Raw genomic sequence first — 10,394 nt, 5'->3', positions numbered from 1 at the left:
GGTACGGTGATCGCCATGGACGGCGACACCACAGCCAGGCTGGCGGTTCTCATCGACGCCGACAACGCGCCACCCGGCATCGGGGCCGCGCTGCTCGCCGAGATCGCCAAGTACGGCACGGCGAACGTGAAACGCGCCTACGGCGACTGGACCAGCACCTCCCTGCGCGGGTGGAAGGAGCAACTGCTGGCCCAGTCGATCCAGCCGATCCAGCAGTTCGCCTACACCACCGGCAAGAACGCCACCGACTCGGCGCTGATCATCGACGCGATGGACCTGCTCTACACGGCCAGGTTCGACGGCTTCTGCCTGGTCTCCAGCGACAGCGACTTCACCCGGCTGGCCGCCCGCATCCGCGAGTCCGGCCTGACCGTCTACGGCTTCGGCGAACGCAAGACGCCGAAGCCGTTCGTCTCGGCCTGCGACAAGTTCATCTACACCGAAAACTTGCTGGCCCCGGCCGCGCCGGCCACCGCGGCCGCCGAGCCGAAGTCGTCACTGGCCTCGGTGACGACCTTGCTGCGCAACGCCGTGCAGGCCGCCTCGGACGACGACGGGTGGGCGCCGCTCGCCTACGTCGGCAACATCATCGTGAAGCAGCGCCCCGACTTCGACCCCCGAACGTACGGCTACGCGAAGCTCTCCGACCTGGTGACCGCGACGTCCCTGTTCGAGACCCAGCGCCGTGCGGTCGGCGACGGCAAGCCGAACGTCATCTACGTCCGCACCGGCACCGGCTAGGGCTTGCGGCCGACCGCGCAGTACTGATCGATGACCGGCTCGTCGGCCTCCGGCCGCCACCGGGTCACCGAGACGACGCCCGGCTCGACCAGCTCAAGACCGTCGAACAGCTTCGCGATGCGCTCCGGGCTGCGCAGGTGATATTTCGGCTCGGCCGACAGGTTCCAGATGCGGGTGGCTTCCCGGTTGTCCTCGGTGGTGTCCCCACCGTCGTACATCGCCAGATAGCTGCCGGACGGCAGCGGCGCCATCAGCCGGTCGATGATCGCCTTGGCCTCGTCGTCGCTCTCGATGTGCCCGAGAATGCCCATGACGAGGACGGCCGTTATTTTGTCCGGGTCCATCACCTTCGCGGCTTCGTGCAGGATTGCTTCGGGGTCGCGCAGGTCGGCGTGCAGATAGGCGGTCACCCCTTGCGGCGTGCTGGTGAGGAGCGCCCGCGCATGCTCCTGAACGAGCGGGTCATTGTCGACGTAGACGATCCGCGCATCGGGTGCCGCGGCCTGCGCCACCTCGTGCGTGTTGTCGGCGGTGGGCAACCCGGTGCCGATGTCGAGGAACTGCCGCACCCCGGCCTCGACGGCAAGAAACCGGACGACCCGCACCAGATATTGCCGGGAGAGCCGCGCACTGGCCGCAAGAGCCGGCAGCGACTGCAGAATCTGATCCCCGACGGCCCGGTCGGCCGGGAAGTTGTCGGTGCCCCCGAGCAAGTAGTTCCAGATCCGCGCCGTCAGCGGCGTGCTGCCGTCCACCGTCACCCTGACCTCCACTGTGGATCGTCAACCGTCCGGCCCGACAATACCTTTGGCGAAGAAGACCCGGCGGTATCCGTGCTGCGTCGTCCGCCCCACCTCGCGAAATCCGCGCCGCGGGTAATACGCGATGTTCTCCGTCATGGCCTCGTTGGTGCACAGCCTGACCTCCGGCAGCCCCAACTCCCGCGCCCGCTCCTCGGCAAACGCCAGCAGGCGCGACCCGACGCCGCGCCCGTGTGCCTCCGGCGCCACCGCAACCGTCTCCACCTCGAGAAACCCGTCGGCGACAGCGCACTGGATCATCCCGACGATCCGCCCGTCATCCCCGACGTCGACCCAGCAGCGCCCCTCCCCCACGACAGCGGCGTAATCCACCCCCATCGGCGCCGGCTCCCGCCCGATCCGCGGCACATAGACCAGGAAGGCCGCCCGAACGAGCTCCCGGACAGCGGCCACATCCGCGGCCAGCGCCAATCGCATCAGATCCCGGCCGCGATCTTCGCCGCCGCATCGACCAGCGCCCGCCCGATCCGCTCCACGTCCGCGCTCTCGTCGACGTAGACCACCGCGATCGCCGCCCGCGCCCCGACAACCGGCGCGGCAACCGACCGCAGCCCCGGAAGCACCTCGCCGAACGACACCGCCCACCCCGTCTCCCGGGCCGCCACCAGCTCCGGCCGGTCCGACGCCGCGGGCGCTTCCGGGATGAGCATCGCCACCCCCGGCGCCCCGCGGTCCACCGGATGCCGGGTGCCCGGCCGATAGGTGACATGGGCGGCCGTGTCCTGCGGTTCCACGCTGACCACGGTCACCGCCTCGTCCCCCGCCCGGACCACCAGGAAGGCGGTCATCCCGAGCTCACCGGCGAGGGCGTTGAGCCGCGGCCCGGCCGCCGCCTGCAGATCGTTGCGCACCCCGCGGGCCAGCCCGGTCAACCCGAGCCCGAGCCAATAGCGCCCGCCCGCGTCCCGCTCGACCAGCCGATGGTCCTCGAGCGTGCGCAGCAGCCGGTAGGTGATCGACCGATGCACCCCGAGCCCCGCCCCGACCTCGGCGATCGTCTGCGGCGAACCGGCCGCCGCGAGGAGTTCGAGAATGCGGATCCCGCGGTGCAGCGTCTGCGACTGCGGCAGTTCCGGCATGCGTCCAGCGTACTGATCCGGTCCGCCCCGCCGGCACCGTGCACGAATTGGCGCCCCAGCGTGCACGCGATGGCTGCCGAAACCCGGGACGACACCGTCCACTGGGCAGATGCCACGGACTCAGATGCTCATCGGCGCCGACTGGATCGAGGCCGGCGACCGGGCCACCTTCCCCTCCCACGACCCCGCCACCGGCAAGGTGATCGCCGAGCTGATCAGCGCCGGCCCCGCCGACGTGGACGCCGCCGTGCACGCCGCGGCGGAAGCCTTCGACGACTGGGCCGCGATCGTCCCGGCCGAACGCGCGCGGCTGCTGCTGCGGGTGGCCGACCTGGTCGAACAGCACGCCGACGAGCTGGCCCGCCTGGAGACGACGGATCAGGGCCAGCCGCTGCCGATCAGCGCCGGCTTCGCCATCCCGATGGTGATCAACCAGTTCCGCTACCACGCGGGTTGGGCGACAAAACTCACCGGCATCACCGTCGACGTCTCCATCCCCGACATCGACTACCGCACCCGCCGCGAGCCGCTCGGCGTCTGCGCCCTGATCACCCCGTGGAACTTCCCGATCATGCTGCTGGCGTTCAAGCTGGCTCCCGCTCTGGCCACCGGCAACACGGTGGTCATCAAGCCGGCCGAGCAGACGTCGCTGTCCACGATCCGCCTGGCCGAGCTGTGCCGCGAGGCGGGTCTCCCGCCCGGCGTGGTCAACGTGGTCACCGGCGGCCCGTCGGTGGGCCGGGCCCTGGTCGAGCACCCCGGCGTGGCGAAGATCAGCTTCACCGGTTCCACGGAGGTGGGCCGGGAGATCGCCGCCACCGCCGGCCGGTCCCTGAAGCGTGTCTCGCTGGAGTTGGGCGGCAAGGCACCCAGCGTGATCACGGCCGACGCCGACATCGACGCAGCGGTAGCCGGCAACCTGATGGGCGGCCTGCTCAATTCCGGTCAGGTCTGCGCCGCGTACACCCGCTTCTACGTGGCTCGCCGGAAGGCCGACGAGTTCACCGAGAAGCTGGCCGCAGGCGCCGCCGCCCAGGTCCTGGGCCACGGCCTGGACCCGAAGACCCAGCTGGGCCCGCTGGTCTCGGCCGAACAGGCGGAGCGGGTGGACAGCTACGTCCGCCTGGGCGAGGCGGAGGGAGCCACGTTGGTCACCGGCGGACACCGAGCAGACGGCGACGGCTACTTCTACCAGCCCACGGTGTTCGCGGGCGTAACCGACAGCATGCGCATAGCCCGGGAGGAGATCTTCGGCCCCGTACTCTCCGTGATCCCCTACGAGGACGAGGACGAGCTCAACCTGGTGGCGAGGGCCAACGACACCGACTACGGCCTGGCCGCGGTGATCTGGTCAACGAACATCCGCACCGCCAACCGCATAGCCCGCCGCATCCGAGCCGGCTCGGTCTACATCAACATGCCGCCGCTGCTCGACCCCGCCGCCGCCTGGGGCGGCATGAAGGCCTCCGGCTTGGGCCGCGAGAACGGCTTCGACGCGATCGAGGCCTTCACCGAGGTCAAGAGCATCTGGACGGCCCTTTAAAAGATCAACTTCAGGATGTCGTAGCTGGTTGCATGGCCCAGACCGTCGCTCACGCCGAGGCCGGGCCGGGGCCCAGCAGAGCTGGCCCTGGCCCTTCTTTCTGCGTAAGTGGCAAAAACGAACGAAGCGGGTTGCCGACCGGTGACCGCCCAGACTTGGAGTATTCCGCACCCACCCCATGATCGGTACGTCCGCTAACCGCCCATCAGTTGGGGGAACCACAGGCGGGCGGCGGCGTCGCGGGCCACCAGGAAGCCGGCTATGCCCAGCACCCAGCTCAGCATTCCGCTGCTCCGGGCCATGATCCAGGCGTTCAGCCGCTGCAGCACCCTCTCCACCCAGGCCGGACCGGAGACGCGCAGCAGGAACAGCGCCAGCGCCGGCAGGATCATCACCACGCAGTAGCCGGCCAGCAGCACCGCCGTCGACCAGCCCGGCAGCCCGGCCGTCGCCATCATGCCGATCGCCCCCAGGTAGGGCAGCATCGTGGCCACCTCGGCCAGCGCCGCGAGCAGAGCGAGCCCGGTCAGCGCCCCCGACCCGGACGCACCGCCGACGGCCCGATCGCGCCAGCGCGCGACGGCGGCGGCCGCGGCGGCCTTGCGTTTCTCCACCCAGAAGCTCAGCGCGAACAGCGCCAGCCCGACCACGAGCTGGGCGATCAGCAGAGGCCGGCTGTCCCCGAGCCCGCCGGCGGCGGCCGCGACCCGGCTGCCGCCCACGACCAGCAGCAGGCCGGCCACGAAGTAGAAACCGGCGATCGTGCCGAGATAGCCGAGCAGCCGTGTGGCGCGAATCCCGCCCGGCGTCAGCAGCAGCCAGACCGGGATGAACAGCGTCCCGATGCTGGTGCTGTCGACGAGCGCCAGCCCGGCGAGCGACAACAGCAGGACGGCATCCACCGCCCCAGAATAGGGACCGACCGCCGCCGGCGACGCCCCCGCGCGGCCGTTCAGTCGTAGTAGGAACCGAGCGATTCGTCGGCGATGTCGTGGCCGTCGGGATACGGAATGCCCAGCTCCTGGAAGAACACGTGGGCCAGCAGCTCGGTGTGGTGGTAGTAGACCAGCGCCGACCGCAGCGACGGGCCGCTGTGACCTGCCCTTCCCCCGCTACGACCGAATCGTGCCGACCCGGGCGACGCTCAGGTAGCGGCGCGCCGCCCGGTCGCCCATGCGGGAACGGATCCGCTCGGCGATGGCGTCGAGCAACGGCTCCCGCACGGCCGGGTCCAATTTCCGGTACGGCGAATTCGTCCGCAAAAGGTCGGCGAAGCCGTTGCCGTCCAACCATTGAACGGTCGGGTACCACCTGGTCTCGGCCGGCGAGAACAGCGAACTCCAGTCGAAGCCCTCCGCGCGCACCTCATCCTCCAGCGGCGGATGCCCCCAGTCGGGGTCGCCCGGGGCGAACCGCTCGTGCAGGTCGGCGGTCTCCGCGTACATCTCGGGCTCGTCCTCCCGGCGGTGGACGACGTTGCCCAGCACGGCCAGCCGGCCGCCGGGTTTCAGCACGTCGTGGGCCCGCTGCCAGCCCGTCGCCGGATCGATCCAATGCCACGACGACGCGGCCACCACCGCGTCGAAGCGGGCGCCGCGATCGTCCCACTCCTCGAACGAGGTCGTCCGCACGGTGACATTCGGATAGTTTCCCAGCTTCCGGCGGGCGATCGCCGCCATCTCGGCACCCGGCTCGAGCGCGGTCACCGTGCAGCCGAGCGCGGCCAACGGCACGGTCGCGTGCCCGGTGCCGGCGCCCACCTCCAGCACCGACGACCCCGGGCCCAGACCGTCGAGGTCGGCGAGGTCGGCGAACAGCTCGGGCGGATAACCGGGCCGGACCCGGTCATACAGCTCCGGCACCTCGTTGAAGACCTGCCCGAGATTTGTCATGCCCCCATCCTTCCAAAGGGGTGTGACAGGATTCCGCGATGTCGCTGCGGATCGCCACCACCCAGCCGGCCGGAAGCACCGACCCCCGGCACAACGGCCGCACCGCTCGCGAGCTGATGCGCCAGGCCGCGACGGCCGGCGTCCGCCTGATCCACCTCCCCGAGGGCTTCCTGTCGGGGTATGCGAAGGAGCAGGTCGCCGACTGGGCCGACGTCGACTGGACCACCGTCCGCGGCGAGCTGGCGGCGACCGCCGACCTGGCCACCGAGCTCGGCATGTGGGTGGTGATCGGCTCCGCGCACCCGCTGACCCCGCCGCACCGCCCGCACAACAGCCTCTACGTGATCTCCGACCGCGGCGAGATCGTCACCCGCTACGACAAGCGCTTCTGCTCGAACACCGAGATCACCCGCTTCTACAGCCCCGGTTTCGAGCCGATCGTCTTCGAGGTGGACGGCTACAAATTCGGCTGCCTGATCTGCATCGAGGTGAATTTCCCGCAGCTGTTCGCCGAGTACGACCGCCTCGGCGTGGACTGCGTGCTGCTCTCGGCCTGGCCGGTCGACAAGATCTTCTACCGCAAGGCCCAGGCCCTGGCCGCGATCCACAACTATTGGCTGAGCCTGTCCGTCCCCCACCAGAGCGCCGGCTTGATGCCCTCGACGATCTTCGGCCCCGACGGCAGCGAGCCGGCCACCATCACCGCCGGGAACGAGCTGGCCATCGTCACCCTGGACCGCACCGCCCCCGAGTTCCACATCCCGATCGACCTGGCCCGTCCATGGCGAGCCGAGGCCAACAGGGGCGACATCTACCGCACCCGCCAGGTCGACGACCCGCGCAGCACCGACCGCACCCGCATCTAGGAAACCCACATGCACGTCCTCGACGACCCGCACGGACTTTCCCCGAGGGCCCAGGCTTTCCTACGCCGAGCGTGGGTGGAGCCGCCTGCGGCGCCTCAGTCATCCCTGCGGGATCAGGCAACCGATTTCGCCGTACGGCGTGAAGGCTTCACGGCCCGTTTCGGCGGCTTGAATTACGACGTACGCCGCAGCGTCCGAATCAGAGATCAACGGCTGGACAGCGTACGCCGCTGGCGGTTCGACCTGCTCGAAGCGGTCCACGCCGAGCGCCGCGGATGGTCGTTCGACTGGTACGGCGAGCTTGTGTCGTCCCCGGTGTTCTATCTGGCGCACACCGACGGCCGGGTCGGGGTGCGAGCCGGCGGACCGTTTCTGGAGGTGTGGACATCGTTCGACCACCTGATCGAAAGCCACGCACTGATGGACGAGCTGGCCGGCTGGGACCCGGTGACGCCGTCGTCGCTGGAAACTTGGGTGCCCACCCGGCCCGACGACGACCAGCTGACCGAACTCCTCGCTCCGTTGTCTCCCGTCCCCGAGGCATCCGGCCCGTGCGACCGATGGTGGCGCTCCGACGACCTGGCCGTCCGCCAGTTCCACGCCTGGACCGACACCCGCCCACGCCCCATCGGCACCATGATCTGGAGCCGCCGATAACTCGCTGTCGCGCCGCCCGAGCAACTGCGAGACTCAGTCCGTCCCGACAACAGGCGCTCCGGGGCGCCCGAGGCCCGACGGCCGAACCGGTGGAAGTACGAGGCGGCTCACGGGGCGGACGCACGCGTGGTGCACGACCGGCACCCTGAATAGTCGCCACCGGACCCGGGCCTACCTCTCCGGGGCTGCCCGGGACCGCCCGGCCGCCGTAACCTGTTCGGATGCATCGGAGCCGGTTGTCCACCCTGCTGATCGACGCGCCGACCGGCGAGGCCGCCAAGGCCGCCGCCTTCTGGTCGGCGGCGCTCGGCGTGCCCGCCACCCCGGTCCCGGACGAGGAGCAGTTCACCTCGCTGCCGGGCATCCTGGCCGGGCTGACCGTGGCCGTGCAGGCGGTCGACGACGAGGCCCGCTATCACATGGACATCGAGACCGACGACGTCGACGCCGAGACCGCCCGGCTGCTCGGGCTGGGAGCGGTGGAGATCAACCGCTGGCTGGGGTGCCGGATCCTGCGCGTTCCCGGCGGGCACATCCTGTGCGTGATTCCGCTGCACAGCGACCCGGAGGTCTTCGCCCGCAACGCCAAAACCTGGGAGTAGACCGGCGAGCCTGGGACACCGGTCGCACCGACCGGCTGGGCGGCGATGGTCAGGCGGCTTCGAGAGTCGCCTTCAGCTCGACGATGCCGCGCTCGGTGCGGGCCCGCACCGCGGGTGCCATGTCGTGCGGCAGGACGTCGGTCAGCCAGACCAGCCGGCTGCCCTGACCCTCGGCGAAGACCTGAAACGTCGCATGGTGGTAGGTCAGCGGCAGCTTCTGGCCGCCGACCACCGCGTACGCAAGACGCTGTTCTTCGTTGTCGATGGAAATGATGAGCTCGCGGATCTCGGAGCCGTCGGGCATCGTCAGGATGCGGATGTCACCGTCGATGCTCGCGGAGGCCACCCGGCCCGGCAGCAGTCGTTCGTGGACAGCACCGACGTCCGCGATGGCAGCCCAGACGTCCGCGGCGGGCAGATTGATGAGCGCCTCGGCGCGAACCGTAGCCACCCACCGATCATTTCAGAGCGCGCGTCGCGGCCAGCGCCCAGGCCACCAAGGCCGGCTGGCCGAGCAGGCGCAGGGCGCGCTTTCCGTCGGTGTCGAGGCCGAAGCCGTCCTTGCGCTCGACGAACTGGGCGATGTTGCCGGGGAACACGCCGACGAAGAAGCCGGCCACGGCCGTACCCAGCAGGCGGCGGGCCGGTTGCCGCCAGGTCGTCAGCAGTGCCGCGCCCAGCGCCAGCTCGGCGAACCCGGACACCAGCACCACCCGGTCGGGGTCGACCGGGAACCAGGACGGCACCTGCGCCTGGAACTCCTGCCGTTTGGTGGTCAGGTGGCCGCTGCCGGCGGTGAGCAGGACAGCGCCGAGCGCGGCCTGGCCCAGCCCGCGCAGGACGGCTCCGGAGGATCGGCTCATGCCCCTACGATCTCCAGTTTCGCCGCCGCCAACCCTCATCCGGCCACCGGATCGAGGACGACGACGGCGGTTTCCCGGCCGCGCTGGGCGGCGAAGCCCGCCAGGTCGCCGTAGCCGGTGCAGTTGAGCAGGGCCGACCAGAGGCGCTCCCGCTCCTCGCCGGTGGCCTCGCGCGCGGTCACCGGGTGCGAGCCGGTGACCAGGTCGACGCCGGCGTGCGGGTCGGCTTGCAGGTTGAGCCACCAGGCGGGGTCGGCCCGGTCCCAGCCGTTCATGGCCAGGGTGACCAGGCGGTCGCCGTCCTCCAGGTAGCCGAGGACGACGCCCCGCGGGCGCCCGGATCGCCGGCCGGTGGTGGTCAGCCGGAGCATGCCGAATTTGCCGCCGGGCGTGGGGGCGGACAGGCCGACCCGGTCGGCGGTGACACGGAGCAGGGTGCGGTGGGCGCGCCAGGCGCTGCGGATGAACCATCGGGGCGGGAGCTTGGGCATCATGGCCTCCTACGGTGTAGGTCTACGCCGTAGAGTAGACCCTACGGCGTAGGGCAGCAAGTAGGATTCCGCCGTGGCCCGACGCTCCGACGAACGCACCCCGACCCGCGCCAACAGCCGGCTCAGCCGAGAGGGGATCGTGGCCGCCGCCGTCGAGCTGGCCGACCGCGACGGGCTGGCCGGCTTCAGCATGCGGCGGCTCGCCCAGCACCTGGGCGTGGACGCGATGTCGCTCTACTACCACGTACGCGACAAGGAAACGCTTCTCGCCGCGATGGCCGACGCGGTGACCGCCGAGATCGCCGCCGACGATCAGAACGGCGATGAGGCCGGAGCCTGGACCGACCGTCTACGGGCACTGATCATGCAGGCCCGGCGCACGATGCTGCGGCACCCGTGGGCGGCCCGGGTGATCGAGGAACGGGACACGCCCACCCCGGCGGTGCTGCTGCACATCGAGCGGGTGCTGGCGATCATGCGCGCCGGCGGCTGCTCGGTGGATCTCTGCCACCACGCGATCCACCTGCTCGGAAGCCGCATCCTCGGCTTCAGCCAGGACCTTTTCGACGACGCCCCCGGCGCCGACCCACCCCCGCCCGAGGTGTTCGCCGCGCTGCCGCATGTGGCCGAGCTGGCCGCCGCCGTCGCGCACAGCGGAGAGCTGAGCGGCTGCGACGACGAGACCGAGTTCGCGTTCGCCCTCGACCTGCTCCTGGAGGGCCTGGCGAGAAGGCGCGGCTGAGGCGCTACTTCTTCTCGCAGGCCACGCCGTCCTTGTCCCGGTCCAGGTGGGTGTTCTTCTGGTAGGCCGCCAGGTAGACGGTGAAGCCGGTCACCGG

Annotated in this window: 15 protein-coding genes; 6 read left to right on the top strand and 9 right to left on the bottom strand. The window is 70.5% G+C overall.

Annotated features, from left to right (window positions below; translation table 11 throughout):
• Positions 1–15 precede the first annotated feature (15 nt).
• Complete coding sequence (locus tag Adu01nite_RS27395) at positions 16–741, top strand: NYN domain-containing protein (protein WP_203730691.1); 726 nt, start codon at positions 16–18, stop codon at positions 739–741.
• On the opposite strand, the gene Adu01nite_RS27390 is transcribed toward Adu01nite_RS27395, so the two are convergent.
• Genes Adu01nite_RS27390 through Adu01nite_RS27380 form a run of 3 tightly spaced genes read right to left on the bottom strand, consistent with a single transcriptional unit; the run spans position 738 to position 2,641 of the window.
• Positions 738–1,514 (bottom strand): SAM-dependent methyltransferase, encoded by a 777-nt coding sequence (locus tag Adu01nite_RS27390; protein WP_203730689.1) that lies wholly within the window; start codon positions 1,512–1,514, stop codon positions 738–740. The two genes, Adu01nite_RS27395 and Adu01nite_RS27390, sit on opposite strands and share 4 nt — an antisense overlap.
• Before the next feature lie 9 nt (positions 1,515–1,523).
• Positions 1,524–1,979 carry a GNAT family N-acetyltransferase gene (locus Adu01nite_RS27385; protein ID WP_203730687.1) on the bottom strand — a complete coding sequence of 152 codons (456 nt, stop codon included), beginning with the start codon at positions 1,977–1,979 and terminating at the stop codon, positions 1,524–1,526.
• Complete coding sequence (locus Adu01nite_RS27380; protein ID WP_203730685.1) at positions 1,979–2,641, bottom strand: IclR family transcriptional regulator; 663 nt, start codon at positions 2,639–2,641, stop codon at positions 1,979–1,981. The genes Adu01nite_RS27385 and Adu01nite_RS27380 overlap by 1 nt, the downstream gene beginning before the upstream one ends.
• 109 nt (positions 2,642–2,750) lie before the next feature.
• Here Adu01nite_RS27380 and Adu01nite_RS27375 point away from each other — a divergent pair, with 109 nt between their 5' ends.
• Complete coding sequence (locus Adu01nite_RS27375; RefSeq protein ID WP_203730682.1) at positions 2,751–4,184, top strand: aldehyde dehydrogenase family protein; 1,434 nt, start codon at positions 2,751–2,753, stop codon at positions 4,182–4,184.
• 194 nt (positions 4,185–4,378) lie between these two features.
• Here Adu01nite_RS27375 and Adu01nite_RS27370 read toward each other — a convergent pair whose 3' ends face one another.
• Both Adu01nite_RS27370 and Adu01nite_RS27365 read right to left on the bottom strand, forming a co-directional pair.
• Positions 4,379–5,086 (bottom strand): GAP family protein, encoded by a 708-nt coding sequence (locus Adu01nite_RS27370; protein ID WP_203730680.1) that lies wholly within the window; start codon positions 5,084–5,086, stop codon positions 4,379–4,381.
• Positions 5,087–5,296: 210 nt separating this feature from the next.
• Entirely contained in the window at positions 5,297–6,076 is a 780-nt protein-coding gene (locus tag Adu01nite_RS27365) for a class I SAM-dependent methyltransferase (protein ID WP_203730678.1), read from the bottom strand.
• A 38-nt stretch (positions 6,077–6,114) separates the two neighbouring features.
• Between Adu01nite_RS27365 and Adu01nite_RS27360 the strand changes: the two genes are divergently transcribed.
• From Adu01nite_RS27360 to Adu01nite_RS27350, 3 genes are all read left to right on the top strand, one after another.
• Positions 6,115–6,942 (top strand): carbon-nitrogen hydrolase family protein, encoded by an 828-nt coding sequence (locus Adu01nite_RS27360; RefSeq protein WP_203730676.1) that lies wholly within the window; start codon positions 6,115–6,117, stop codon positions 6,940–6,942.
• Between the two features lie 168 nt (positions 6,943–7,110).
• Positions 7,111–7,599, top strand: a complete 489-nt coding sequence (locus Adu01nite_RS27355; protein ID WP_203730674.1) for a hypothetical protein — start codon at positions 7,111–7,113, stop codon at positions 7,597–7,599.
• A 221-nt stretch (positions 7,600–7,820) separates the two neighbouring features.
• On the top strand, positions 7,821–8,201 hold the full coding sequence (locus tag Adu01nite_RS27350; protein WP_203730672.1) for a VOC family protein: 381 nt from the start codon (positions 7,821–7,823) through the stop codon (positions 8,199–8,201).
• Positions 8,202–8,250: 49 nt separating this feature from the next.
• On the opposite strand, the gene Adu01nite_RS27345 is transcribed toward Adu01nite_RS27350, so the two are convergent.
• The 3 genes from Adu01nite_RS27345 to Adu01nite_RS27335 are packed head-to-tail and all read right to left on the bottom strand — an operon-like array spanning position 8,251 to position 9,555.
• On the bottom strand, positions 8,251–8,652 hold the full coding sequence (locus tag Adu01nite_RS27345; protein WP_203730670.1) for an SRPBCC family protein: 402 nt from the start codon (positions 8,650–8,652) through the stop codon (positions 8,251–8,253).
• A gap of 7 nt (positions 8,653–8,659) precedes the next feature.
• Positions 8,660–9,064 (bottom strand): DoxX family protein, encoded by a 405-nt coding sequence (locus Adu01nite_RS27340; RefSeq protein WP_203730668.1) that lies wholly within the window; start codon positions 9,062–9,064, stop codon positions 8,660–8,662.
• A 35-nt stretch (positions 9,065–9,099) separates the two neighbouring features.
• Complete coding sequence (locus Adu01nite_RS27335; RefSeq protein ID WP_239132734.1) at positions 9,100–9,555, bottom strand: nitroreductase/quinone reductase family protein; 456 nt, start codon at positions 9,553–9,555, stop codon at positions 9,100–9,102.
• 73 nt (positions 9,556–9,628) lie between these two features.
• Here Adu01nite_RS27335 and Adu01nite_RS27330 point away from each other — a divergent pair, with 73 nt between their 5' ends.
• On the top strand, positions 9,629–10,297 hold the full coding sequence (locus tag Adu01nite_RS27330) for a TetR/AcrR family transcriptional regulator (protein ID WP_203730664.1): 669 nt from the start codon (positions 9,629–9,631) through the stop codon (positions 10,295–10,297).
• 4 nt (positions 10,298–10,301) lie between these two features.
• On the opposite strand, the gene Adu01nite_RS48960 is transcribed toward Adu01nite_RS27330, so the two are convergent.
• Positions 10,302–10,391, bottom strand: a complete 90-nt coding sequence (locus tag Adu01nite_RS48960; RefSeq protein WP_203730662.1) for an excalibur calcium-binding domain-containing protein — start codon at positions 10,389–10,391, stop codon at positions 10,302–10,304.
• Between the last annotated feature and the right edge of the window lie 3 nt (positions 10,392–10,394).

The sequence above is a fragment of the Paractinoplanes durhamensis genome (assembly GCF_016862175.1).
Classification (GTDB): domain Bacteria; phylum Actinomycetota; class Actinomycetes; order Mycobacteriales; family Micromonosporaceae; genus Actinoplanes; species Actinoplanes durhamensis.
This window is presented reverse-complemented; position numbering and strand designations above follow the sequence as displayed.

Coding starts and splice junctions, on each gene's coding strand:
- Adu01nite_RS27395 (WP_203730691.1), top strand. CDS start 16: ATGGACGGCGACACCACAGCCAGGCTGGCGGTTCTCATCGACGCCGAC.
- Adu01nite_RS27385 (WP_203730687.1), bottom strand. CDS start 1,979: ATGCGATTGGCGCTGGCCGCGGATGTGGCCGCTGTCCGGGAGCTCGTT.
- Adu01nite_RS27380 (WP_203730685.1), bottom strand. CDS start 2,641: ATGCCGGAACTGCCGCAGTCGCAGACGCTGCACCGCGGGATCCGCATT.
- Adu01nite_RS27375 (WP_203730682.1), top strand. CDS start 2,751: ATGCCACGGACTCAGATGCTCATCGGCGCCGACTGGATCGAGGCCGGC.
- Adu01nite_RS27365 (WP_203730678.1), bottom strand. CDS start 6,076: ATGACAAATCTCGGGCAGGTCTTCAACGAGGTGCCGGAGCTGTATGAC.
- Adu01nite_RS27360 (WP_203730676.1), top strand. CDS start 6,115: ATGTCGCTGCGGATCGCCACCACCCAGCCGGCCGGAAGCACCGACCCC.
- Adu01nite_RS27350 (WP_203730672.1), top strand. CDS start 7,821: ATGCATCGGAGCCGGTTGTCCACCCTGCTGATCGACGCGCCGACCGGC.
- Adu01nite_RS27340 (WP_203730668.1), bottom strand. CDS start 9,064: ATGAGCCGATCCTCCGGAGCCGTCCTGCGCGGGCTGGGCCAGGCCGCG.
- Adu01nite_RS27335 (WP_239132734.1), bottom strand. CDS start 9,555: ATGCCCAAGCTCCCGCCCCGATGGTTCATCCGCAGCGCCTGGCGCGCC.